17 protein-coding genes are annotated in these 23,040 nt (G+C 71.7%); 7 read left to right on the top strand and 10 right to left on the bottom strand.

What is annotated here, in order from left to right:
• Positions 1 to 97 precede the first annotated feature (97 nt).
• Positions 98 to 1,513, bottom strand: a complete 1,416-nt coding sequence (gene leuC / locus MKK58_RS07930) for a 3-isopropylmalate dehydratase large subunit (RefSeq protein WP_243911555.1) — start codon at positions 1,511 to 1,513, stop codon at positions 98 to 100.
• A gap of 225 nt (positions 1,514 to 1,738) precedes the next feature.
• On the opposite strand from leuC, the gene MKK58_RS07925 reads away from it, so the two are divergent.
• Genes MKK58_RS07925 through MKK58_RS07910 form a run of 4 tightly spaced genes read left to right on the top strand, consistent with a single transcriptional unit; the run spans position 1,739 to position 4,615 of the window.
• Entirely contained in the window at positions 1,739 to 2,734 is a 996-nt protein-coding gene (locus MKK58_RS07925) for a 2-hydroxyacid dehydrogenase (protein ID WP_243911554.1), read from the top strand.
• A complete protein-coding gene (locus tag MKK58_RS07920; protein ID WP_243911553.1) occupies positions 2,731 to 3,585 on the top strand; it encodes an AprI/Inh family metalloprotease inhibitor in 855 nt (284 codons plus the stop codon). The genes MKK58_RS07925 and MKK58_RS07920 overlap by 4 nt, the downstream gene beginning before the upstream one ends.
• A 59-nt stretch (positions 3,586 to 3,644) precedes the next feature.
• Positions 3,645 to 4,409: a rhodanese-like domain-containing protein gene (locus tag MKK58_RS07915; protein ID WP_243911552.1), complete on the top strand. Its 765-nt coding sequence runs from the start codon at positions 3,645 to 3,647 to the stop codon at positions 4,407 to 4,409.
• The gene (locus tag MKK58_RS07910; protein WP_056277927.1) at positions 4,406 to 4,615 is read left to right on the top strand and encodes a SlyX family protein; all 210 of its coding nucleotides are present in this window, start codon (positions 4,406 to 4,408) and stop codon (positions 4,613 to 4,615) included. The genes MKK58_RS07915 and MKK58_RS07910 overlap by 4 nt, the downstream gene beginning before the upstream one ends.
• Positions 4,616 to 4,778: 163 nt before the next feature.
• Here the strand turns inward: MKK58_RS07910 and MKK58_RS07905 are convergent, their stop codons facing one another.
• Both MKK58_RS07905 and MKK58_RS07900 read right to left on the bottom strand, forming a co-directional pair.
• Entirely contained in the window at positions 4,779 to 6,221 is a 1,443-nt protein-coding gene (locus MKK58_RS07905; RefSeq protein ID WP_243911551.1) for an NAD-dependent succinate-semialdehyde dehydrogenase, read from the bottom strand.
• A 103-nt stretch (positions 6,222 to 6,324) separates the two neighbouring features.
• Positions 6,325 to 7,116 carry a class II glutamine amidotransferase gene (locus MKK58_RS07900; protein ID WP_243911550.1) on the bottom strand — a complete coding sequence of 264 codons (792 nt, stop codon included), beginning with the start codon at positions 7,114 to 7,116 and terminating at the stop codon, positions 6,325 to 6,327.
• A 482-nt stretch (positions 7,117 to 7,598) separates the two neighbouring features.
• Between MKK58_RS07900 and MKK58_RS07895 the strand changes: the two genes are divergently transcribed.
• Positions 7,599 to 7,991 carry a response regulator gene (locus MKK58_RS07895; RefSeq protein WP_243911549.1) on the top strand — a complete coding sequence of 131 codons (393 nt, stop codon included), beginning with the start codon at positions 7,599 to 7,601 and terminating at the stop codon, positions 7,989 to 7,991.
• A gap of 231 nt (positions 7,992 to 8,222) precedes the next feature.
• Here MKK58_RS07895 and rpsU read toward each other — a convergent pair whose 3' ends face one another.
• Positions 8,223 to 8,543, bottom strand: a complete 321-nt coding sequence (gene rpsU / locus MKK58_RS07890) for a 30S ribosomal protein S21 (RefSeq protein ID WP_238276323.1) — start codon at positions 8,541 to 8,543, stop codon at positions 8,223 to 8,225.
• Positions 8,544 to 9,124: 581 nt separating this feature from the next.
• Between rpsU and MKK58_RS07885 the strand changes: the two genes are divergently transcribed.
• Positions 9,125 to 10,618, top strand: coding sequence for a PAS domain S-box protein (locus MKK58_RS07885; RefSeq protein WP_243911548.1), 1,494 nt, complete (start codon positions 9,125 to 9,127; stop codon positions 10,616 to 10,618).
• A gap of 9 nt (positions 10,619 to 10,627) precedes the next feature.
• Here the strand turns inward: MKK58_RS07885 and MKK58_RS07880 are convergent, their stop codons facing one another.
• Complete coding sequence (locus MKK58_RS07880; protein WP_243911547.1) at positions 10,628 to 15,508, bottom strand: NAD-glutamate dehydrogenase; 4,881 nt, start codon at positions 15,506 to 15,508, stop codon at positions 10,628 to 10,630.
• 1,125 nt (positions 15,509 to 16,633) lie between these two features.
• Here MKK58_RS07880 and MKK58_RS07875 point away from each other — a divergent pair.
• Positions 16,634 to 17,656 (top strand): PAS domain-containing protein, encoded by a 1,023-nt coding sequence (locus MKK58_RS07875; protein WP_243911546.1) that lies wholly within the window; start codon positions 16,634 to 16,636, stop codon positions 17,654 to 17,656.
• A gap of 31 nt (positions 17,657 to 17,687) precedes the next feature.
• Here MKK58_RS07875 and MKK58_RS07870 read toward each other — a convergent pair whose 3' ends face one another.
• The 5 genes from MKK58_RS07870 to MKK58_RS07850 all read right to left on the bottom strand — a co-directional run bounded on the left by MKK58_RS07870 (position 17,688) and on the right by MKK58_RS07850 (position 22,913).
• Positions 17,688 to 18,107 carry an FKBP-type peptidyl-prolyl cis-trans isomerase gene (locus MKK58_RS07870; RefSeq protein WP_243911545.1) on the bottom strand — a complete coding sequence of 140 codons (420 nt, stop codon included), beginning with the start codon at positions 18,105 to 18,107 and terminating at the stop codon, positions 17,688 to 17,690.
• Positions 18,108 to 18,166: 59 nt separating this feature from the next.
• Positions 18,167 to 19,390, bottom strand: a complete 1,224-nt coding sequence (locus MKK58_RS07865) for a GNAT family N-acetyltransferase (RefSeq protein ID WP_243911544.1) — start codon at positions 19,388 to 19,390, stop codon at positions 18,167 to 18,169.
• Positions 19,387 to 20,739 carry a lipopolysaccharide biosynthesis protein gene (locus MKK58_RS07860; protein WP_409565215.1) on the bottom strand — a complete coding sequence of 451 codons (1,353 nt, stop codon included), beginning with the start codon at positions 20,737 to 20,739 and terminating at the stop codon, positions 19,387 to 19,389. The genes MKK58_RS07865 and MKK58_RS07860 overlap by 4 nt, the downstream gene beginning before the upstream one ends.
• A gap of 114 nt (positions 20,740 to 20,853) precedes the next feature.
• On the bottom strand, positions 20,854 to 21,855 hold the full coding sequence (locus MKK58_RS07855) for an SGNH/GDSL hydrolase family protein (protein WP_243911543.1): 1,002 nt from the start codon (positions 21,853 to 21,855) through the stop codon (positions 20,854 to 20,856).
• A complete protein-coding gene (locus tag MKK58_RS07850) occupies positions 21,819 to 22,913 on the bottom strand; it encodes an OpgC family protein (RefSeq protein WP_243911542.1) in 1,095 nt (364 codons plus the stop codon). Before MKK58_RS07850 ends, MKK58_RS07855 begins: the two co-directional genes overlap by 37 nt.
• Between the last annotated feature and the right edge of the window lie 127 nt (positions 22,914 to 23,040).

Here is a 23,040-nt window from a genome sequence, read left to right as displayed (position 1 = left end):
CGCTGTGCGGCGCCGACGCGGATTTCGTTTAGGCGGGGTGGGGCCGGCCGTCAATCCGCTCAAGAAGGGATTTTTCGGCCGGCGCCCCGATTGTGGCTCAAGCCTCGCTGCGCCACTCGCGGATGTCGACGAAGCGGCCCGCCACGGCCGCCGCCGCCGCCATGGCGGGGGAAACGAGGTGGGTGCGGCCGCGGTGGCCCTGACGGCCCTCGAAGTTGCGGTTCGAGGTCGAGGCGCAGCGCTCGTTCGGGCTGAGACGATCCGCGTTCATGCCGAGGCACATGGAGCAGCCCGGCTCGCGCCAGTCGAACCCTGCCGCCTTGAGGATGCGGTCGAGCCCTTCCGCCTCCGCCTGCTGCTTCACGAGGCCGGAGCCCGGCACCACCATGGCCGAGACGTTGGCGTGGACCTTGCGGCCCTCTACCATCTTGGCCACCGCCCGCAGGTCCTCGATGCGGCCGTTGGTGCAGGAGCCGATGAATACACGGTCGAGGGTGATGTCGGTGATCCTGGTGCCCGGCGTCAGGCCCATGTAGTCCAGGGCCTTCTCCTTCGACTGGCGCTTGTTCTCGTCGGCGATCCGCGACGGGTCGGGCACCGCGCCGGAGATCGAGACCACGTCCTCGGGGCTGGTGCCCCAACTGACGATGGGCGGCAGGTTGGCAGCGTCCAGGCGCACCTCGCGGTCGAAATGGGCGCCTTCGTCGGTGACGAGGCTCTCCCAGTAAGCCTTGGCGCGGGCGAAGGCCTCACCCTTCGGGGCCTTTGGCCGGCCCTCGACATAGGCGTAAGTGGTGGCGTCCGGCGCCACCAGGCCGGCGCGGGCGCCGCCCTCGATCGACATGTTGCAGATCGTCATCCGGCCCTCCATCGAGAGGGCGCGGATGGCCGAGCCGGCATACTCGATGACGTAGCCGGTGCCGCCGGCGGTGCCGATCTCGCCGATGATCGCCAGGATGATGTCCTTGGCCGTCACGCCCGGCGGCAGGGTGCCGTCGACGCTGACGCGCATGTTCTTCGCCTTCTTCTGCAGCAGCGTCTGGGTGGCGAGCACGTGCTCCACCTCCGAGGTGCCGATGCCGTGGGCGAGAGCCCCGAAGGCGCCGTGGGTCGAGGTGTGGCTGTCGCCGCAGACGATGGTCTGGCCCGGCAGGGTGAAGCCCTGCTCCGGCCCGATCACGTGGACGATGCCCTGGCGCCGGTCGAGGGCGTCGTAGAACTCGATGCCGAAGTCGCGCACGTTCTCGGCCAGCGCCTCCAGCTGGATGCGGCTCTCCGGGTCCTCGATGCCGAAGCGGCGGTCGGAGGTCTGCACGTTGTGATCGACCACCGCGAGGGTCTTCTCGGGATGGCGCACCCGGCGCCCGGCCACGCGCAGGCCCTCGAAGGCCTGGGGGCTGGTGACCTCGTGGACGAGGTGGCGGTCGATGTAGAGGAGCGTGGAGCCGTCGGGCTCGACATCGACGACGTGGTCGTCCCAGATCTTGTCGTAGAGGGTGCGCGGCGCGGTCATGGCGTGGCTGTTCTGGTTGTTCGTCGGGAAACGGGGTCTCGTTCTCCCTTAGTAGTGTTCCAAGGCGCAGCGCGAAAGTGGGGGCCCGGCTGCACGCGGCGGGGGGCAGCCCGGAGACCGCCGCATGCGCCTGAAAAATCCCCTCACTGGACCGGTTCGAGGCCGCGGCTTAAAGCTGCCGGGGCCGGCGCCGCGCCGGCCCAAACCTCCGCCGAGACCCACCCCATGCCCGCCGTCGACATTCCGCCGCCCGTCGACATCCTGATGCTCAAGGCGATGCATCCCGACGTGATGGCCGAGGTCGAGCGGCACTTCACCCTGCACCGCCTCGACACGGCGCCGGACCCGGAGGCGTTCCTCCGCACGGTCGGCCCGCGCCTGCGCGGCCTCGCCACGGGCGCCCAGGCACCGGTGGATCGGGCCCTGCTCACGCGGCTGCCGAACCTCGAGATCGTGGCGAGCCTCGGCGTCGGCTACGACACCATCGACACGGCGGCGGCCGCTGCGCAGGGCGTCGTCGTCACCAACACGCCCGACGTGCTCACCGACGAGGTCGCCGACCTCGCCCTCGGCCTGCTGCTGGCGACGGTGCGCCAGATTCCCCAGGCCGACCGCTACCTGCGCGCCGGGCACTGGCCGCGCCAGACCTACCCGCTGACCCCCACCCTGCGCGGGCGCACCGTCGGCATCCTCGGCCTCGGGCGGATCGGGCGGGCCATCGCGCGGCGCCTGGAGGGCTTCGGCGTCGCCATCGCGTATCACGGCCGGCGCCCGCAGGCCGACGTGCCCTACGCCTACCACCCGATCCTCCTGGGAATGGCGCAAGCCGTCGATGTGCTCCTCGTGGTGGCGCCGGGCGGGCCGGAGACGAACGGCCTCGTGGACGCGGCCGTGCTGGAGGCCCTCGGGCCACAGGGCCTCGTCGTGAACGTGGCGCGGGGCAGCGTCATCGACGAGGCGGCGCTGATCGCCGCGCTCCAGGCCGGGACCATCCTGGGCGCCGGGCTCGACGTCTTCGCCCGCGAGCCGCACGTGCCGCCCGAACTCGTCGCCATGGACCACGTGGTGCTGCTGCCCCATGTGGGCTCGGCCTCCGTCCACACCCGCGCGGCCATGGGCCGGCTCGTGGTCGACAACCTGATCGCCTGGTTCGACGGCCGTGGACCGCTGACGCCGGTGCCGGAGACGCCCTGGACGGCGGCGGGATCCGAGCGCGCATGACCCGGGCCTTCACGATCCGGAGGCGCGCTCTTTCTGGCCTCGGCGGGGCGTGCCTCGCCCTCGGCGCGGCGCAGCTGGCCGCCCCCGCCTCCGGCCAGGAGGCGATCCCGCCCGCCCCCGCGCCGGCCTTCGTCGAGAGCCTGCCGCGCGACATCGCCGGGGTGCCGGGCACCTGGGACCTCTCGCAGGACGGCGGCACCCGGCGCTGCGTCATGACCCTGTCCGGCGAGAGCGGGCCGGCGGGCCGGCGCCTCTCCTTTCCCGCCGGGTGCCGGCGGGCGCTGCCGATCCTGAACCGCGTCGCCGGCTGGCTGTTCGCGGACGGCAACATCCGCCTCGTCGACAAGGACGTACGGCCCGTGCTGCCCTTCACGCGCCGTGCGGATGCCCGCAGCCTCGGCGCGCCGGGCGAGGCCGGCGAGAGCTACAGCCTCGTGCCGCTCCAGATCGTGGCCATGATGCCGCCCTCGGACGCGGTCCCCACCAGCCCGGGCGCCGGCAGCGCCGCCCCGGACACCCGCGTCGGCCCGGCCGCGCGCGGGGAGCCCGCCCCGTCCGGCGACGGGCCGGCGCCCGGCATCTACGCGCTCGACCGCTACCGCGAGCAGGATGTCTGCCGCATCGAATTGACCGCCGCCCCGGCCCCGGCCCCGGTGCGCATCCTGGATGCCTGCCGCGACAGTGGGCTGGCGGTGTTCGATCCCGTTTCCTGGCGCTTCGACAAGGGGCGCCTCACCCTCGTAGCCCGGCGCGGGCACATGGTCTCCCTGGTGCCCACGGGGGACGGGCGCTGGCGCCGCGACCCCGAGATCGGCACCACCTTCGTGCTGCGCCGGGTGGACGCGCCCTGACCCCCTCGCGCCCTGATGTCCGCCGGCCCTGCCCCCTCCCCCCGCGATCCGCGCCCTCGATGCCCCTGACCGTCGCCGCCCTGTACACGTTCGTTGCCCTGCCCGACGCGGAGGCCCTGCGAGCCCCCCTGGAGGCGCTCTGCGCGGAGCTCGGCCTCACCGGCACCCTGCTGCTGGCGCGGGAGGGCCTCAACGGCACGGTGGCGGGCACGCCCGCCGCGATGGACGCCTTCCTGGCCGCGCTCCGCACCGGCCCGCTCTTCGGCGGGCGTCTGGCCGGCCTCGACTGCAAGCTCTCGCAGGCCGAGGCGCCGCCCTTCCGGCAGCTCAAGGTCCGGGTGAAGCGCGAGATCGTCACCTTCGACGACGGCGCCACCGACGCGACCGCGGCCGGCATCCCCGTGCCGCCGGAGGCCTGGAACGCGCTCCTCGACACGCCGGGCCTCCTCCTGATCGACACCCGCAACGCCTTCGAGGTGGCGCTCGGCAGCTTTCCCGGCGCGGTCGATCCGGGGATCACCCGGTTCAGCGCGTTCCGCGCCTACGCCGACGGCCTCGACCCGGCGGCGCACGCCACCGTTGCGATGTTCTGCACCGGCGGCATCCGCTGCGAGAAGGCGGGCGCCTACATGCGCGCCCGGGGCTTTGCCGACGTTCGCCACCTCGCGGGCGGCATCCTGCGCTATCTGGAGACGGTGCCGGAGGCCGAGAACCGCTGGGCCGGCGACTGCTTCGTCTTCGACGGCCGCATCGCGCTGGGCCCCGCCCTGGTGGAGCGGCCCGACCACCCGCCGGAGGCCCTGATGTCCGAGATCCCGCGATGACCGATCTCTCCGCCCGCATCGACGCCCTCGAGATGCGGCTCACCGAGCAGGACGTGGTGATCGACGACCTCAACGCCACGATCACGGCCCAGTGGCGCCAGATCGACGCCCTGACCCGCCAGATGGCCAAGCTCGTCGAGGAGGTGGAGCAGGCATCCCACCGTCCGGCTTCCGGCGCGCCCGAACCGCCGCCGCCGCATTATTGAAGGTGTGGTCGCCGCGCGATCCCTCTCGCCTCTGCGGGAGCGGGTCGGGTGAGGGGGTGCGCCTTATCCGGAGAGGGCGCCCCCTCTCCCGCCTGCCCCGCAGGCACCCTCCCCCGCAGAGGGGGGAGGGTCGACCCGCGATCCCGGCAGCCTTTTCGGGCCCCTATCCCCCGACGCTCGCCTGGCTGACGAACTTCGTGGTCAGGTACGCTTCCAGCGCCTCCGAGCCGCCCTCGCTGCCGTAGCCGGATTCCTTGACGCCGCCGAAGGGCGTCTCCGGGAAGGCGAGACCGTGGTGGTTGATGCCGACCATGCCGCTCTGGACCCGGGCGGCGACCGTGACGGCCCGGGCGGCCGAGCGGGTATAGGCATAGGCGGCCAGACCGTAGGGAAGCCGGTTGGCCTCGGCATAGGCGTCCGCGTCGTCGGAGAAGCGCTGGATCAGCGCCACCGGGCCGAAGGGCTCCTCGTTCATGATCCGGGCGGTGACGGGCACGTCGCACAGCACGGTCGGCTCGAAGAAGTTGCCGCAGTTGCCGATGCGCTTGCCGCCGGTGCGCAGGTCGGCCCCCTGCGCCACGGCATCGGCGCAAAGCGTCTCCATCGCCTCCAGCCGGCGGGCATGGATGAGCGGGCCCATATTGGTCTCGGGGTCGAGCCCGTCGCCGACCTTTCGCCCCTCGGCGAAGGCCACGAAGCCATCGCGAAAACGGTCGTAGACGGCCTCGTGCACCAGCATCCGGGTCGGGGCGACGCAGACCTGGCCGGCATTGCGGAACTTGTTAGCGCCGAGAACCGCGACGGCGGTGTCCACGTCCGCATCCTCGAACACGATCGCGGGGGCGTGGCCGCCGAGCTCCATCGTCGCCCGCTTCATGTGCCGCCCGGCGAGCGCCGCGAGTTCCTTGCCCACCGGGGTCGAGCCCGTGAACGACATCTTGGCGATGACGGGGTGCGGGATGAGGTAGCCGGAGATCGCGGCCGGATCGCCGAACACCAGGGAGAGCACGTCGCCGGGCACGCCGGCATCGAGGAAGGCGCGGATCATCGCGGCGCAGCTCGCCGGGGTGTCCTCGGGTCCTTTCAGGATCACCGAGCAGCCGGCGCAGAGGGCGGCCGCCACCTTGCGCACCGCCTGGTTGATGGGGAAGTTCCAGGGCGTGAACGCCGCCACGGGGCCGATGGGCTCGCGCAGCACCATCTGGACGACCCCGTCGGCGCGGGCCGGGATGATCCGGCCATAGGCGCGCCGGCCTTCTTCCGCGAACCAGTCAGTGACGTCGGCTCCGGCCAGGATCTCCACCCGCGCCTCGGCCAGCGGCTTGCCCTGCTCCAGGGTCATGAGGCGCGCGATGTCCTCCACCCGCGCGCGCAGGAGGTCGGCGGCCCGGCGCAGCACCTTGGAGCGCTCGTAGGCCGAGACTTTGCGCCAGGCGGCGAAGCCTCGCTCGGCCGCCGCGAGCGCCCGGTCGAGATCGGCGCGGGTCGCCACCGCCAGGGTGCCGAGGGTCTCGCCGGTGGCCGGGTTGAGCACCGGCAGGGTCTGCGAGCCGGACCCGTCGGTCCAGGCCCCGGCGATGTGCAGCGTCACGTTCGGATACGTCATCGGCGGCTCCCGCATGGCCAAATCCCGCATGGAAATGGAGCCGGGTTGTCCGCCCTTCCCGCGCGAGCCGCAACCCTTCTGGCGGGATGGCTGGGTCGTCCGCTCAGGCGGCGATGCGCTCGGCCACCGCCTCGGGGCCGCCGACGATCACCGGGCCGCCGCGACGGGCCTGGAGCGTGCCCCCCTTGGGCACGACCTTCCAGCCGTCGCGGCAGCCGTCGATCGGCTCGGAGACCACGACGAGGCCGGTCTCGGTCTCGCGGTAATACAGGCTCGGGGGGGAGCCGTCGCAGGCCCAGCGAAAGGCCGTCAGGGTCTCGCCATCGGTGACGACGGCGGTGAAGCGCAGGGGCTCGGTAGCCTCGGCCGCCCGCATCAGGTCGCGCACGGTGGCGAGCGTCCGCGCCATGGCGCCGACCGGGTCCTCCGCGAGGCCGTTGGCCAGCGCCAGGAGGAAGATCGCCTCGGAATCGGTGGTGCCGCGCCGGACGTCGTAGAGGGCGTCGGGGATCAGCGCCTCGAGGCGCCGCTTGATGCGGTGATAGCCGCCGATCTGGCCGTTGTGCATGAACAGGTGGCGGCCATGGGCGAAGGGATGGCAGTTCGCCCGGGTGGTCGCGGTGCCCGTCGAGGCCCGCACATGGGCGAAGAACATCCGCGCCCGGACCTGCTGGCAGAGATTGACGAGGTTCTCGTCCGACCAGGCCGGGCAGACGTCGCGGTACAGGCCCGGATCGACCCGCTCGCCGTACCAGCCGATGCCGAAGCCGTCGCCGTTGGTTTCCGTCTTCGCCTCGGCCGCGTGGAGCGACTGGTGGACCAGCGAGTGCGTCGGTGCGCAGACGAGGTCGGTCAGGAAGACCGGCTCACCGGAATAGGCGAGAAAGCGGCACATGACTGGCAAACACCCCCTGGTCCCGACAACGCCCTGATCGCGGTTCGCCGCCGATGGCGACGCCCGCTTCGTGCACCCGTTCCGGCATCGGCGCCGATCAGGTTCGGGCCATCACGGTGAATGGATCGTTAACGTGACGCCCCGGCTCGACCTCCGACCGGCCAAGCCATGCAAGAGGCGCACCGCGTTGGAAAGCCTCGGACGGCGGACCCTGCGAACCGGTTCCGCGCGAGCCCCGGCGACTGATCACAGGACCCCGGCGGGAATGGGGCGCGCCGATGCGGGAACCGCATAGCCGGATCATCGATTCGGACTCTTGTCGGCCGCACCGTGGCAGCGCAGCATCACCACAAGAGAATCAGCGCGGATCGCTGGACGCAACCCGGCCGTACACAGCCAACCCGACCTCCGCCGGCGCGCGAGGCCGGCCCGCCTCGTCCGCAAGACCCCCGTCGCACGAGCCCGCCCGCAAAGGAGACTTCATGGATCGCTCCCACACCGATTGTCCGATCGCCCTCGTGGTCGAGGACGATGCCGAGGTCCGCAACCTCGCCACCGCCGTCCTCGAAGAGACCGATCTCGACGTGATCGCCTGCGATAGCGCGGAGGCGGCGATCTCGGTGCTCGAGCGCGCGGGCGGTCAAGTCGCCCTGCTCTTCGCGGACGTGCGCCTCGGTGCGGGCATGGACGGCATCGCGCTGGCGACGGCGGTCGAGCGCCGCTGGCCCGACGTCAGGGTGGTCCTCACCTCCGGGGGCGACGCGCGCGGGGTCGCGGGCCTGCCGGCCCAGGTCGTCTACATGCAGAAGCCCTGGCGCGCCCTCGACGTGCTGGTCCAGGCCGAGCACGCCACGATGGCGGCGCGCGCCGCCTGATCCGCGGCACATCCCAAGGCCTGCCCGAGCTCCCCCGAGCCGTCGAGCAGGCTTGGGAGCGTGGGCAGGTCCCGGCCCGCGCCTCGCTGGCCCGCCTGACCGTACCGTCGCCCCGCGCAGGGCACTAAAAGCGGATTCCAAAGCAGAAAAGCCCGGCCGCAAGGCGACCGGGCTGTCCCATCGTGTATTCCGACCACCGGAGAGGCGCGCGGCCTCCCCGGACCCGGGGCCTCAGGCGCTGGCGGGGCCGGCGGCGGGCGGCACGGACGGGGCCGACGGGGCGAAGGGCGAACCGCCCGGACGACGCGGCGCACCGGCGCCGAAACGGGGCTTCGGCTTCGGCGCGGCGATCAGGCCCTCGCGGATCGCGGTCTTGCGGGCCTGCTTGCGGGCGCGGCGCACGGCCTCGGCCTTCTCACGTGCCTTGCGGACGGAGGGCTTCTCGTAGGCCTTGCGCTGCTTCATCTCGCGGAAGATGCCCTCGCGCTGCATCTTCTTCTTCAGCACGCGGAGGGCTTGGTCGACGTTGTTGTCGCGAACGAGTACCTGCAACGGTTTCAATCCTCTGAGTCGTAGGTTTGTTGGGCGGCGCCGACCCCGAGTCCCCTCGCCCGAGTCCCCCGACGGAGCCCCGCGACGCGAACTGCAAAACGTCCCGGACCCGGGATTTCACCCGGGCGGGACGTCCGTCAGACGGCCTCGAATCGGCGCAGAAACTGCACTTGGGGCAGGCTCATACACCAACCGCCCGCGAGTTCCAACACGCCTCGCACCGACCGGTGACAATATCGCGCCGTCCGAAATCGCGCGGCCACGGTCGGACAGGCCGGTCCTGCGTGGGCGCCGCGCGGGGTCGGGCACAGGGGCCGCGAGTCGGAGGGCCCAGCCGACTCGATCCTATATGGGGAATTTTACAACCGAATGCGGCCAGGCTCAAAACCGCAGAGGATTCGATACAACCAATCGATGATGTCAGAAGAAATACCCCGCCATCCGATACGAATTCGAATGCGAGTCACCCGTTCGGATTGAGGTTTTTTAACAATTTTCGGGTTAATTCATTCATCGAGACGGTCGCACGTCGCTGGCGATCACTCGAAGTCTGGCAGAACGAGCCTCACGAGGCTCCGTCCATGAGGCGTTCGATGTTGGGTCTACGCAACAAGCTGGTCGTCGAAACGCAAGCCAAGATCGCGGCCCTGGACAAGTCGCAGGGGATCATCGAGTTCGATCTCGACGGCACGGTGATCACAGCCAATTCGAACTTTCTCTCGGTCATCGGCTACACGCTTCCCGAGATCCAGGGGCGGCACCACAGCCTCTTCGTCGAGGCCGCCGAGCGCGACAGCCCAGACTACGCGGCCTTCTGGGCCGGGCTGCGCCGGGGCTCTTACCAGGCGGCGCAATACCGACGCCTCGCCAAGGGCGGCCGCGAGGTCTGGATCGAGGCGTCCTACAATCCCCTCCTCGACCGCAGCGGCAAGCCCTACAAGGTGGTGAAGTTCGCCACCGACATCACCCGCCGGAAATCGGCGGAGGCCGACCTCCAGGGCCAGATCGCCGCCCTCGACAAGGCGCAGGCCGTGATCGCGTTCGACCTCGACGGCATCGTGCTGGACGCCAACGCGAACTTCCTGGCGGCGATGGGCTACGCGCGCTCCGAGATCGTTGGCCAGCACCACCGCATGTTTGTGGACGCAGCCGAGCGCGCGAGCGCCGACTACGCGGCCTTCTGGGCGAAGCTCCGCGCCGGCAGCTACCAGGCGGCGCAGTACCGGCGCCTCGCCAAGGGCGGGCGCGAGATCTGGATCGAGGCCTCCTACAACCCCATCCTGGATGCCAATGGGCGTCCCTACAAGGTGGTGAAGTTCGCCACCGACATCACCGCGCAGGTGACGCTCCTGAACGAGCTGCGCCGGCTGATCGCCCGCAACTTCGGCGAGATCGACGGCGCCCTGCTCCATTCCGACGCGCAGGCCCGCGCCGCCAGCGAGGCCGCCGGCAGCACGGCGAACAACGTGCAGACCATGGCGGCGGCTTCCGAGGAACTGGCGGCCTCCGTCGCGGAGATCGCGCAGAGCATGGCCCTGTCGCGCGCGGCCACCGACTCCGCGCAGGGGCAGGTCGCGGCGGCCTCCGAATTCACCCGGACCCTGAGCCAGGCGGCGGCCGCGATGAGCGGCATCGTCGGGCTGATCCAGAGCATCGCGGGCCAGATCAACCTGCTCGCCCTCAACGCCACTATCGAGTCGGCGCGGGCGGGCGAGGCGGGGCGCGGCTTCGCCGTGGTGGCGCAGGAGGTGAAGAGCCTCGCCAACCAGGCGGCCCGCGCCACCGACCAGATCACGGGCGAGATCGACAACGTGCAGGCCGTCTCGCGGCAGGTCGTGGAGGCCCTGGACACCATCCAGGGCTCGGTCGCGCAGATGCGGGACTACGTGACGAGTACGGCCGCCGCGGTGGAGGAGCAGAGCGTGGTCACCCAGGACATGTCGGGCAACATGCAGCACGCGGCGGGCGCGGTGGCGGCGATCTCCCAGAGCCTCGGGACGATCACCCGCTCGATCGGCAGCGTGGCGCAGGCCGTCGAGACCACCAAGGACGCCGCGCGGGTGCTGGCCCGCTGACGGCCGCCGTCAACCCGAGGCCGGCGCCCCGCGCGGCCGCGCCAGATCCGCGAGCAGGCTCGCCGCCACCGTCGCCTTGGAGACCGTCAGCCCCGAGGCGGTGACGGATTCGAGGGTCGCGCGGGTATGGTCGAGGGCGGCGCCGCGGCTGCGGCTCCAGGCCGCCACCGCCTCGGAGCCGGCGCCCACCGCACCGATGATCTCCGCCGTGAGGTGACGGTGCGCGGTGGCGATATCGGAGACCGCCCGTTCCAGGGCGATGCGGTCGAAGGTGTCGCCCGTCGCGACCTGTCTGGCGGCGGCGGCGAGATCGGAGAGGTGGAAGTCCCGGTCCAGGGCGAAGTGGGTCGCGGCGATGTCGGGAATCGTACCGCCCCCGGTCTCGGCGACGCGCACGATGTCGGGCGCACAGGTCAGGGCCGAGAGGGCGGAGAGGCGGGCGGCCTGCGCGGGCGCCATGCCCAGACCCGTCAGTTCGGCCTCCCGCGCGGCCAGCGGCGCGCTCGCCCCCTCGCCCATCACGGCGGGCAGCACGCTCTGGAGGGCCGCGATGCCCTCACGGTAGCGCGCGACGATGGGCGCGATGGGCCCCGACAGGTCGAGGTTGCGGATGAACCAGACGATGCGGCCGGTCAGCAGATCCTGGACCTCGGCGTAGAGGGCGATCTGCGCCTGGCCGCTCAACGCACCCGCGAGACCGTCGATGGCCTGGTTCAGCTCCATCAGCCCGTAGGCGTCCCGGGTGATGGCGTAGGCCTTGGCGATGGTGGCGGCATCCGCGCCGGTCTCGTCGACGAGGCGGGTGACCAGGGAAGGGCCGCCACGGTTGACGATGATGTTGGAGAGCGCGGTGCTGATGATCTCGCGACGCAGGCGGTGGCCCTTCACCGCGTCGGGGAATTGCTGGCGCAGGGCCGCCGGGAAATAGCGCTGCAGTTCCCGGTCGAAATAGGGGTCGTTGGGCACCGCGCTCGCCAGGAGCGCGTCGTAGAGTGAAAGTTTGGCATAGGCCAGGACGACCGCGAATTCCGGCCGGGTCAGCCCCTCGCCTTTCCGCATCCGCTCGGTGATCGCCGCGTCGTCGGGCAGGAGCTCCACCACGCGGTCGAGGCGTCCCTCCGCCTCCAGCGCCTGCATCGTGCGCATGGCGAATCCAGTCTCGGGCAGGCCGCGATGCTGGGCGAGCGACAGGGCGAGGGTCTGGAGCTGGTTGTTGCGCAGAACCAGGGCGGCGACCTCGTCGGTCATCGCCACGAGGAGCGCATTGCGGGCTTGCCCGTCGAGGCGGCCGTCGCGCTCCGGGCCCATCAGGGCGATCTTGATGTTCACCTCGACATCCGAGGTGTTCACGCCGGCCGAGTTGTCGATGGCGTCGCTGTTCAGGCGAACCCCGTTGCGGGCCGCCTCGATGCGCCCGCGCTGGGTCGCCCCGAGATTGGCGCCCTCGCCGATGACCCGGGCCCGCAGCATGGCGCCGGTGATGCGCACGGCGTCGTTGGCCCGGTCGCCCGCCTCGTCGTCGGATTCGGAGGTGGAGCGGATATAGGTGCCGATGCCGCCGAACCAGAGCAGGTCCACCGGCGCCTTGAGGATCGCCTGCATCAGTTCGGCCGGGGTCGCCTGCGCCTGCGCGACGCCGAGCACGGCCTGGATCTCGGGCGAGAGCGGGATGGTCTTGAGGCTGCGGGCGAAGACGCCGCCACCGGGCGAGATCAGGGCCGGATCGTAGTCCCGCCAGGAGGAGCGGCCGAGGTCGAACAGGCGCCGGCGCTCGGCGAAGCTCGCGCCCGCATCGGGGTTGGGATCGAGAAAGATGTCGCGATGGTCGAAGGCGGCGACGAGGCGCAGGGTTCTCGAGAGCAGCATGCCGTTGCCGAAGACGTCGCCCGACATGTCGCCCACGCCCGCCACCGTGATCGGGTCGCTCTGGGTGTCGATGTCCACCTCCTGGAAGTGGCGTTTGACCGCCTCCCAAGCGCCGCGCGCCGTGATGCCCATGCCCTTGTGGTCGTAGCCCTGGCTGCCGCCGGAGGCGAAGGCGTCGCCGAGCCAGTGGCCGCGCTCGGCCGAGAGGGCGTTGGCGATGTCGGAGAAGGTGGCGGTGCCCTTGTCGGCGGCCACCACCAGGTAGGCGTCGTCGGGGTCGTGCCGCACCGTGTCGGCCGGGGGGACGATCGCGTCGTCCACGATGTTGTCGGTCAGTTCGAGGAGGGTGCGGATGAAGATCCGGTAGCTCTCGGTGCCCTCCTCCATCCAGGCCTGCCGGTCGGACGCCGGCGGCAGGCGCTTGGGGAAGAACCCGCCCTTGGCGCCCACCGGCACGATGACGGCGTTCTTCACCTGCTGGGCCTTCACGAGGCCGAGCACCTCGGTGCGGAAATCCTCAGGCCGGTCCGACCAGCGCAGGCCGCCCCGCGCCACGTAGCCGAAGCGCAGATGCACGCCCTCCACCCGCGGCGAATACACGAAGATCTCGAAGAACGGGCGCGGCAGCGGCATGCCGGCGACCTTCGCGCAGGCGAACTTGAACGCGATGGTCTCGCGGTCGCCGCCCCCCTCCGCGCGCTGAAAGGCGTTCGTGCGCACGGCCGCCTCGATCAGGTTGACGAAGCGGCGCAGGATGCGGTCCTCGTCGAGGCTGGTGACGGCGGCGAGATCGGTCTCGATGCCGGCCCGGAGCTCGGCCTCGCGCGCCGCGCGCTCATTGTCGAGGGCGGGGTCGAAGCGGGCCTGGAACAGCGCCACCAGGGCGCGGGCGAGGCCCGGATGGGCGGCGAGCGTCGCGGCGAGATAGTCCTGGCCGTAGCGGATCCGGAGCTGGCGCAGGTAGCGCCCGAAGGCCCGCAGGATCGCGGCCTCGCGCCAGGTCAGCTCGGCCTCAAGGACGAGGCGGTTGAACCCGTCCGATTCCGCGAGGCCGCCGCCGAGGGCCAGCAGCGCGTCCTCGAGCGGGCGTTCCAGGCGGGCGAGGTCGATGGCCGCCCCCGTGGCGCGCTCCAGCAGCATGTCGTGCAGCCAGACCCGGGCGCCCTCGCCGGAGCCGGCGGGCAGGACGCGGTAGGTCCGCTCGTTGACGACGCGGAAGCCGAGGTTCTCCAGCACCGGCACCCGCTCCGACAGGGAGAGCGAGGCCCCCCGCGAAAACACCTTGAGGCGGATCTGCGATTCGGGATCGGTGGCGCGCCGGCCGATATCGGCCGCGCGCGGGCGCTCGGGGCTCAGGCGCTCCAGGGTGGCAATGTCGGCGAGCGCCACGCGGGGGGTAAAGCTCTCGCGATAGGCCGCCGAGAAGGCCTCCCCGTAGCGGGCCGCGAGGGCCCGGGCCTGGGGGCCGTCCAGGGTCTCGGCGAGGGCGAGGCGCAGGTCGTCGCCCCAGGTCCGCACCAGGGCGGCGATGCCCGATTCGAGGGCGGCCGGATCGCGCTCGGGGGCGCCGGCCTCGGGCAGGCCGATGATGAAGTGCGTGCGGGCGAGGGGCCCCTCGGGGAAGTACGGGTAGGCGGCGGAGACGCGCCCGCCATACTCGGCGGCGAGATACGCGCCGATCCGCGCCCGAACGGTGGAATCGTAGCGCTCCTTCGGCACGTAGACGAGGAGCGAGACGAAGCGGCCGAAGCGGTCGGGCCGCTGGAGCACGCGCAGGCGCGGCCGGTCCGCGAGGTGCGCGATGGCGAGGCTGAAGCGGTAGAGCCGGTCGCCGTCGATCTGGAACAGGTCGTCGCGGGGATAGGTCTCCAGCACGTCGAGGAGGCCGCGCCCGGCATGGCTGGTCGGGTCGAGGCCGGCCCGCGCCGCCACCCCCACGACCTTCTCGCGCAGATACGGGATCTCGCGGGTGGGCAGGGTGTAGGCGCTGGCCGTGAACAATCCGACCATGACGACCTCGCCGCTGAGCGCCCCCTCGGGGGAGAACAGCTTGCAGGCGATGTAGTCGAGATAGGCGGAGCGGTGGACCCGCGACCGCACGCTGGCCTTGGTGATGATGAGGGCCTGGGGCCCGTCCAGGAAGGCGCGGATCTCGGGCGTGATGTCGACGAGGGCGCCCCCGCGCCGCAGCACCGCCGTGCCGGGATCGCGCAGCAGGCCGAGGCCGGAGCCCTCCACCAGGGTGGGCTCGGCGGGCGCATCCGCGTGACCCGCGAGCCCGTGCTCGCGCAGACCCAGCAGGGTGAAGTGCCCCGCGCCGAGCCAGTCGAGGAAGGCGCGCGCCTCCGCGACCTCGCCCTCCGGCAGGGGCGGCGGGGCGCTGGCGTAGCCCTGGGCGAGCCGTGCGAGGCGGGCGGCCATCGCGTCGTGATCGTCGGTGGCGAGCGCCACGTCCCGGAAGACCCCCGTCAGGCCGTCGATCAGCCGGCTGCGGGCCGCCTCCGCGTCGAGGCGGTCGAGGTGGATGTGGATGAAGCTCTCGCGGGCCAGCGCCGCGTTGGCGTCGGCGGTGGTCTCGCCCACGACGCGCACGAGGCCCCCCGCGGCGTCCCGCTCGACGCCCAGGATCGGGTGGGCGACGAGGTGCGGGGTCAGCCCTTGTTCGGTGAGTTCGGCGAGGCAGGAATCGAGGAGGAAGGGCCGGTTGTCGTTGACGATCTCGACGATGGTCAGGTCGCGCGGCCGCCCCTCGCGCTCGACGGTGCGGTCGCTCACGGCGATGCCGGAGGCGGCGCCCGCCGGCCGATGCCCGGCGAGGTGCGCGCGGGCCGCCAGGGCGAGGTCCGCCAGGGCCTGGGGGGTGTAGGGGGCCAGATCCTCGGGGGGAACGCGTCCGAACAGGTCGGCGACGAAGCCGCCCGGGCCGCCCAGGGCCTCGACCCGGTCGGCTGCGGCGCCCAGCAGATCCTTGCGGGCACCCTGGGCCTCGGGGCTGGAGAGAGCGGCGTTCCGTTCCAGTGCCATGCGATCTGTCCTCGCTGCGATCGACCCGGCATGACCGATCATCCCGACCGGGATGTGACATGCCGCCTCCGCCCGGCCGCACTTGAGCATCGGCGCTCACGGGTTTCCATCGATCCCGCGCCGGAACCGCCCCGGACGGCGACGACGCGGGGCGTGTGTCAGCCTTTTCGGGTTCCATCGCGTTCCGGACGGGCGCACCGGGCCGGCCTCACCTGTCCGCCGCGCGGATTTCTCCGGATCGTCGCGCCACGGCGAATCAGTCGCGTAAAGCCACGCCGTCCTCCGATCCGGCGGCGACGAGAGACGCCGGGCATCGGATGCGGGGAAGCGATCCCGACGCCCCGGAGATCAACGGAACACCAACATCCGTCCGCAAGCAGGGCGGCTCTGCAAACAATCGCAGGCGCGGGCCATGATCGGCCGCGCCGGCATTACGGATTGTTGAAGTCGACCCGCAATCGAAACGTACGGCTCCGGTTTCCCAAACGGAGCCCGACCGGACGGGGACCCCTGCTGCGCGAAAGATGAAGCCGGGCGCGGGCGCAGGGCGGTGTGTCTTCGAACCCGGTCGATGCGCGTTCACTCGGCCCCGACGACGTATACGCAGCCTCGGCACAGTCGCCCGCGCGACATTGAAGCAATGAGGACGGCACACGTGCGCAGTCTTCCCGGCTATGTCCAGGCGCCGTTTCGATCAATGTCCTCCGATTCCCGGGCGCAACGCTTGGCGTGACGTGCCCGACATCAGAAATTGCAGGTCCGAACAATTGCGTATGCGTGATCGCATCGACCTATTCCGGAGGCCTTCCGACATGAATTTCAGACGAAAGATAGTCTACCTGCGGGCATGACAAATCTGGGATGATTTATGAATTTGCTTCGTTTGATTTGTATTGACAAAAATGGAGGACGTCAAAGGAAATGAATTTTATCCGGCGCTCTGTTCTGTTATATCATGATCCCAGGAGCCAGGCTCCGAACCCGAGCCTAACCGGTGAGCCAGTAAAGGGCCCTCACGATCGGCGCGGAAACAAAGAAACCGTGCCATTCGAAAACCCAAGTCCGTCAGAGCATCGCTTTTTGGATCGTATCTTTCATTCCCGCTCGGCGACGTCCGCGAGCCACATGCTGCGCCTGATCGAGGATCAGGCACAGATCGGAGTCTGGTCGATCGAGCTGCGCGACCTCTCCATGATGATGTCGGACGGCCTCCTGCGCATCGCCGGACTGTCCCGTGCGGGTAGCACCAACGTCCTGGACCTCGTTCATCCGGCGGATTGCGGCATCCGCGAGGAAATCCTGGCGGCCGTCAACTCGGGCCTGTCGGTCCATCGCGAGTTGCGCATCGTCCGGCCCGACAGGACCGTACGCTGTATCGAGATCAAGGCGGACGTCGTGCTGGGGACCGACGGCGCTCCGGTCCGCATGGACGGGATCATCATCGACATCACGAGCCGCCGGGAGGCGGCACAGGTGATCGACCGGAGCCGGGCGCGCTATCAGGGCCTCGTCCAGGCCATCGCAGCCGTGGTCTGGATCGCGAACGGGGACGGGACCCACTGGTCCTGTCCCGCATGGTGCGAGCTGACGGGACAATCCGAGGCGGAATGGCGCCGGGGCGGCTGGATCCACGCCGTCCATCCGGAGGATCAGGCCCGCGCCCTGCACGCCTGGGATCGGGCGTTCGAACGGGGCGAGACCTACGAATCCAATTACCGGCTGCGCTGCGCGGACGGGACCTATCGCTGGGTGAACAGCCGCGCCGTGCCTCTGCTCAATCCGGACCGGACCGTGAGCGAGTGGATCGGCCTCATTCTCGACCTGACGAGTTCGGCCACCGCGATGGCGCAGCCCGCCGGCGCCCGGCTCGACGATCTGCCCGGCTCCCTGGTGCGCGGAGCGCGGGCGCTGCTGAATTGGTCGATTCCGGAACTGGCCGCGGCGGCCAGGGTCTCGGATTCCAGCGTCAAGCGCCTCGAAGAGAGCGGCGGCGGTGCCCTGCGCCCCCGGACACGCGCCGCGATCCGCACCGCCCTGGAGAGGGCCGGCATCACCTTCACCACGTCGTCCCCCGGCGAGGTCGGCCTCGTGTACCGACCGCCCGCCGATACCAAGCCGCGGACGGAGGATCCGAGCCCGGCCGGGTAGTGCCACCCGGCCGGAACCCGTCGCGCGGGCCTCAGCGGGCGCCGAGCAGTTCCACATCGAAGATCAGCGTGGCGTTGGGCGGGATCACGCCGCCGGCACCGCGCGGGCCGTAACCCTGGTCCGGCGGGATGATCAGGGTGCGCTTGCCGCCGACCCTCATCGTGGCGACGCCCGTATCCCAGCCGGCGATGACCTGGCCGGCGCCGAGGGTGAAGGTGAAGGGCGTGCCGCGGTCGCGCGACGAATCGAACTTCTTGCCCGGCTTGCCGCCCTCGTCGAGCCAGCCGGTGTAATGGACGCTGACCTTCTGGCCGGCCTTCGGCTCGGGCCCGGTGCCCACGACCTCGTCGCGGTACTGCAGGCCCGAGGGCGTGGTGATGGTCTCGGCGGATGCGGATGCGGTCATGGCGAGGATCAAGGCTCCGGTGAGGGCGTAGAACGGACGGCGCATGGGGCTGAAGTCCTGTCTGGCGTGCCGAGGCCGCGCAGTAGCACGGACGAACCGGCGCGTCAGGGCCCGATACCGCGGGCGCCGCCGCCCGACCGGCGCCGCAACAGGCGCTTGGCCTCGCTGCGGGCCTCCGCCTCCAGGCGGGCGAGGCGCAGGCGCCGCTCCAGGCTGATGAGGCGGCGCACCTCACCCGGCACCGCCACGATCTCGGCCACGGCCTCGTGCTCCCGGTATAGACTCTCGAGGGGCGAATCCCCCATCGTCGCCGAGTCGAGGCGGCCCGCGAAAGCGTCGTCGTGGAGCGCCCGCACGATCTCGGCTTCCAGCAGCAATCCCGGCGCCAGGCTCCGGGCCGCCTCGTCGTAGGCGGTCTTCAGGAGGTAGGCGGTCCCGCCGGAGATCAGGGCGAGGCTGATCGCCAGCGCCCGGCCGTCGAGGCTGAGGGTGTCGGCCCGGACCCGCACCGGTCCCGGCGCCGTCCCGAACACCGCGCGCGCGAAGGCCGCATGGGCGGGGCGGCAGGCCATGGCGCTGCCCGCCTCGCCCTTCCAGCCCGACCCCTCGAGGGCAAAGAAGCCCTCGACCGCCCCGGCGAGGGCGGCACCGCCCGTGGCGGAGGCGTAGGTGACGGCGCCCGCCTCGGCGAGGCGGCGCTGGCGGCGACGCAGGTCCTTGAGGCGGCCGCGATGGGGATGCCCGTCGAGGAAGGCCGCGTGGTCGGCGCGCCGGTCGAGGACGGGACGCGCGAAGCGCCCGACCTCGCCCCGCGCCCAACCGGCCGCGTCGAGGGCGGCGCAGAGGTCGCGGCCGAGGGGCGCCTCGACGGCGAGGAGCGGCCAGCGCCACGGGCGTCCGCCGGACGCGGCCCGCAGGCCCGCCACCAGGGCCGCGAGGACGGCCGGGCGCTCCGGTCCCGCCGCGACCAGGGGCGCCGTCGCGGTGACGAAGGGCGAGACGAAGGGGAGCGCCAGGGGCCGGCCGAGGCCGCAGATGTCGTAGGACATGCGGAAGGGCAGCAGAGCCTCCAGCCCGCGCCCGCTGCGGACCACGAGGACCGGCAGGTCGGGGCTCGCGAGGCCGCTCTCCGCGTGCGCCCGCATCACGTGTCGACCGTAATAGGGATGGGCGTCGCCGGCCCGCGCCGTGAGCTCGTCCCAGGCCTGCGCCTCAGCTCCGAGGGCGCCGAGGGTGGTGACGGCGTGGGCCAAGTCCGCGGCGGCCAAGTCCGGGGCGCCCAGGTCCGGGGCGGCCCCGCCCAGCGCGAGGGCGCGCGCGGCGGTCATGGGACGCTCCGTCCGGACGGGCCCGGCCAGACCGGCGTCGACAATCCGTGCACGGCCCGGGCGGCCAGCGCCATGGCGCCGGCCCGCAGGGTGGTGGCGAGCGCCATGGCGAGCGCTGCCCCCACGACCCCGAGGAGCGGCACGAGGACGAGGCAGAGGCCCCCGGCCAGGGCCAGCATCCCCACGGTCACGAGAGCGGCGATCCGCTCGCCCCCCAGCATGTTGAGGAGGTCCTCCCCCGGCCCGAACAGGCCGGCCGCGACGCTGCCGGCGACCAGCACGGCGAGGATCGGCAGGCTCGCCCGGAATTCGGGGCCGAACAGCCCGAGGAGCAGGGGCGCGGCGGCCAGCACCGCCGCGCCGACCAGGATCGTGGCCGCCAGGGCCAGGCGCGCCTGCATCCGCACCAGGGCGGCGAGGCCGGCCCGGTCCCCGGCGGCGTGGGCGGCGGTGAAGCGCTGCGCCGTGGCGGCGGTGGCGGCGAAATGCACGAAGACCACGAATTGCTGGATCCGGGTGGCGGCGAAGTAGAGCCCCACCGTGGCCGGGGGCGCTAGCAGGCTCAGCACCACCACGTCGACGAAGCTGAATCCGGCGCTGGCCAGATCCCCGGCCGCGATGGGCAGGCAGGCCCGGAACCAGCGCCGCCAGGCGTAGCGGCGCGGACCGGCGGGCAGGCTCCGGCGCAGCCGCAGCATCAGGGCGCCGGCCTGGACGCCCACGGCGATGCCCGTGGCCACGAGGGTGCACAGCACGGCGATGCGCGCCTCCGCCGGGGCACCGAGGCCGACCGCGAGCAGCATGGCGGCCATGATCAGGCCCTGGCGCAGCAGGTAGGGCGGCGCGATGGCGAGGACCGCCCAGTTCTGGCTGCGGGCGATGCCCTCGCAGTAATCCTGGAGGGCGAAGAGCGGGAGCACGAGGGCGGCCACGAGGAGCGGGGCCGCATAGGGCCCGGCCAGCAGCGAGCCCTCGGCCCAGACCAACGCAAGCCCCCCGAGGGCGACGGCCACGGCGCAGGCCAGGGTGACGGCGAGCCCGCCGACGAGGTAGGCGCGCACGGAGGCGAGATCGCCCCGCGCCTGGTCGGCGGGCAGGAAGCGGCAGGCCCCCTGCGACAGGCCGAGGGTGGCCGAATGCCCGAGGATCGCGATCCAGACCCAGATGGCAGCGAAGATGCCGTACTCGGTGCCCCCCATCAGGCGCGCCATCAGCACCTGCGCCACATAGGCGAAGCCCGCGGCCGCGATGCGGATGGCGAAGACGTCGATGGCCGCCCCGGCGGCGCCGCCGCGCAGGCGGGCGAGACCGCCCCAGCGGCCGCCGGCCCCGATCCTGTCCGTCGCGATGCCCAACGCGATGCCCCCCAACCCCGCATCGGCCATAGCCGGGCCGGCGTTGCGGGCCGGTTAAGCGGCGGGGTTAAGGCTTTGGGCGAGCCTCCGCCTCGACCTCGCGGCCGTTCAATCCCCCGTCGACACCGGCGGCGGCGCGACCCTGACTCCGGCCGAGTCCTTCGGGGGCGCCAGGGTCAGGGCGGGGCGCCCGGCGCTGCCCGTGGAGACCGGGTCCGGCTGGAGGAGCGAGAGGGTGATGGCGCGGGTGACGTGCTCGGCCATGCAGCGCAGGCCGAGGTCGTTCAGCCGGAACTGGGTGCCGAGGAGGTGCCCCTCGCCCTTGTCGTTGCGCAGCGCCAGGTAGCGCATGGCCTCGTAGCGCTGCACCAGGGGCACGCCCTCGCGCTGGGCCACCTCCTGCACCTTGCCTACGAGACTGGTGTAATAGGCGTCCTGCGCGAGGCTCGCGGTGTAGACCGGGCTGACCAGCACGACATCGATCGCGTGGCCCTTGATCCACTGCACGGTCTCATCGAGGGCACTGCCGAAGGCGTCGAGGTCGACGCGGGCCAGGGCATCGTGCGAGCCGACCTGCCAGATCACCAGGTCGGGCTCCAGCTCCGCCACCATGCCGCGCAGGCGCTCGCCGGCGCCGGAGGCGATCTCGCCCTGGAGGCCCCGGCTCTCCACCACCACGTCGACGTTGGGCAGCGAGCGCTCCAGCGCCGTCTCCAGCCGCACCGGGTAGGTGGCCGAGGCCCCGAGCCCCATGGTGGAGGCACCGATGGCGAGGACCCGGACCGGGTGCTTCTCCTTGAGGGCGGCCTTCACGGCGCCGAGGCGGGCCAGGGTGTAGAGCTTCGAGCCCGGAACCCGGCATTCCGGGGACAGGGTGACGTCGACCGCTTCCCCGTCGACGCCCGCGCCCGCCGCCGCGACGCTGGGCGGCGAGACCACGGTGGGGGATGCCGGAACCGGCGTCGCCGGGCTCGGCCGGACCATGTAGTCCTCCGGCCCCGGGGGCTGGGGATGCGCCGTCGGCGCCTGCGCCGATGCCACCCCGCCGCCCGCCATGCCGGCCAGACTCAAGCTCAGGGCGACGAGAGCCGCGGCTTTCGGGAGCGCCATTCGACGAACCATGCGGTGAAACCCAGTGCGAACAGGCCGAACCCTACGACGAAAACGTCGACGACGACACCGCCGCCTGTCCAGAACCTCACAAGTTGCGCGGCGAGACTGAGCAGGGAGCCGATGGAGAACACCGCCAGCGAGTTGCGCCCGAGGCTGGCGAGGAACGTCGCCACCCAGCCCAGGCGCGGCGCGATGACCGCGTAGAGGGTCTGGAAGGCGAGGAGCACGCCGAGGAAATGGATCACGCGGGCGGGCGAGAGGTAGGTCTTGTCGAAGGTGAAGACGAGGCGCGGGTCGGGCACGAGGAGCGGATCGGGCCGCAATTCGAGCACCGACAGGACGATGCCGGTGAGGACGATCAGCACGCCCAGGGGCACCAGGCGGGGGGCCGAGCGCTTCAGCCAGGGCGAGGTCCGACTCCAGTCCTGCGCCGTGAAGCCCATGACGAGGAGGAGCTGCCAGCAGAACGGATCGAAGAACCAGTCCCCCTCCCCCGGCCAGGAGGGCAGGTTCCACTCGAAGACGAGGCTCGCCGCGTAGAGCCCGAAGGACAGGGCCAGGGCGGCGACCCGGCTCACGCGACCGATCAGCACGAAGACCGGCGCGATCCCGAGCAGCACCACGTAGAGGGGCAGGATGTTGAAGAAGCCGAGCTGGTGGGTGAGCAGCACGAAACCCACCATGGTCTGGATCGGGTCGGCGAAGAAGCCGCCGGCATTGTGCCACTCCAGCAGCAGCGGATTGTCGAGGACCAGGGCGGTGCCGGCGATCATGGCCAGCGCCAGCGCCATCGTGGTGATCTGCGCGCGGTAGACCTCGATGGTGCGGGACAGGAGGCGCAGCACGGTCCGCAGGCGCGGCTCGGGGCTGCCGTCGCGCTCGCGCGTGGCGATGCCGATCGACCAGCCGGCCAGGAACACGAACAGCTCGGCCGCGTCCGAGATGCCGTACTGCGAGTAGGTATAGCGCTCGAAGGTGTTGCCGGGGATGTGGTTCACGAAGATCGTGACGAGGGCGAGCCCACGCCAGAAATCGACCGCGTTCGGTTCGCGCATCGGGAATCCGCACTCCGGCACTTGGAAGGGACAGGGGCTGAGCGGGCTCTGACGACGCGGCCGCGCGGCGAGGCCCGGCCCTGATACGGTGCGCGCAGCCGATCTGCAAAGGCCGGCCGAACCGGGG

Origin of the sequence: Methylobacterium sp. J-078 (assembly GCF_022829285.1) — a bacterium.
Taxonomy (GTDB): domain Bacteria; phylum Pseudomonadota; class Alphaproteobacteria; order Rhizobiales; family Beijerinckiaceae; genus Methylobacterium.
This window is presented reverse-complemented; position numbering and strand designations above follow the sequence as displayed.

Bases quoted from the DNA above. Each gene is read 5' to 3' on its own strand.
- leuC (WP_243911555.1), bottom strand. From the start codon at position 1,513: ATGACCGCGCCGCGCACCCTCTACGACAAGATCTGGGACGACCACGTC.
- MKK58_RS07925 (WP_243911554.1), top strand. From the start codon at position 1,739: ATGCCCGCCGTCGACATTCCGCCGCCCGTCGACATCCTGATGCTCAAG.
- MKK58_RS07920 (WP_243911553.1), top strand. From the start codon at position 2,731: ATGACCCGGGCCTTCACGATCCGGAGGCGCGCTCTTTCTGGCCTCGGC.
- MKK58_RS07915 (WP_243911552.1), top strand. From the start codon at position 3,645: ATGCCCCTGACCGTCGCCGCCCTGTACACGTTCGTTGCCCTGCCCGAC.
- MKK58_RS07910 (WP_056277927.1), top strand. From the start codon at position 4,406: ATGACCGATCTCTCCGCCCGCATCGACGCCCTCGAGATGCGGCTCACC.
- MKK58_RS07905 (WP_243911551.1), bottom strand. From the start codon at position 6,221: ATGACGTATCCGAACGTGACGCTGCACATCGCCGGGGCCTGGACCGAC.
- MKK58_RS07900 (WP_243911550.1), bottom strand. From the start codon at position 7,116: ATGTGCCGCTTTCTCGCCTATTCCGGTGAGCCGGTCTTCCTGACCGAC.
- MKK58_RS07895 (WP_243911549.1), top strand. From the start codon at position 7,599: ATGGATCGCTCCCACACCGATTGTCCGATCGCCCTCGTGGTCGAGGAC.
- MKK58_RS07885 (WP_243911548.1), top strand. From the start codon at position 9,125: ATGAGGCGTTCGATGTTGGGTCTACGCAACAAGCTGGTCGTCGAAACG.
- MKK58_RS07880 (WP_243911547.1), bottom strand. From the start codon at position 15,508: ATGGCACTGGAACGGAACGCCGCTCTCTCCAGCCCCGAGGCCCAGGGT.
- MKK58_RS07875 (WP_243911546.1), top strand. From the start codon at position 16,634: ATGCTGCGCCTGATCGAGGATCAGGCACAGATCGGAGTCTGGTCGATC.
- MKK58_RS07870 (WP_243911545.1), bottom strand. From the start codon at position 18,107: ATGCGCCGTCCGTTCTACGCCCTCACCGGAGCCTTGATCCTCGCCATG.
- MKK58_RS07865 (WP_243911544.1), bottom strand. From the start codon at position 19,390: ATGACCGCCGCGCGCGCCCTCGCGCTGGGCGGGGCCGCCCCGGACCTG.
- MKK58_RS07855 (WP_243911543.1), bottom strand. From the start codon at position 21,855: ATGGCGCTCCCGAAAGCCGCGGCTCTCGTCGCCCTGAGCTTGAGTCTG.
- MKK58_RS07850 (WP_243911542.1), bottom strand. From the start codon at position 22,913: ATGCGCGAACCGAACGCGGTCGATTTCTGGCGTGGGCTCGCCCTCGTC.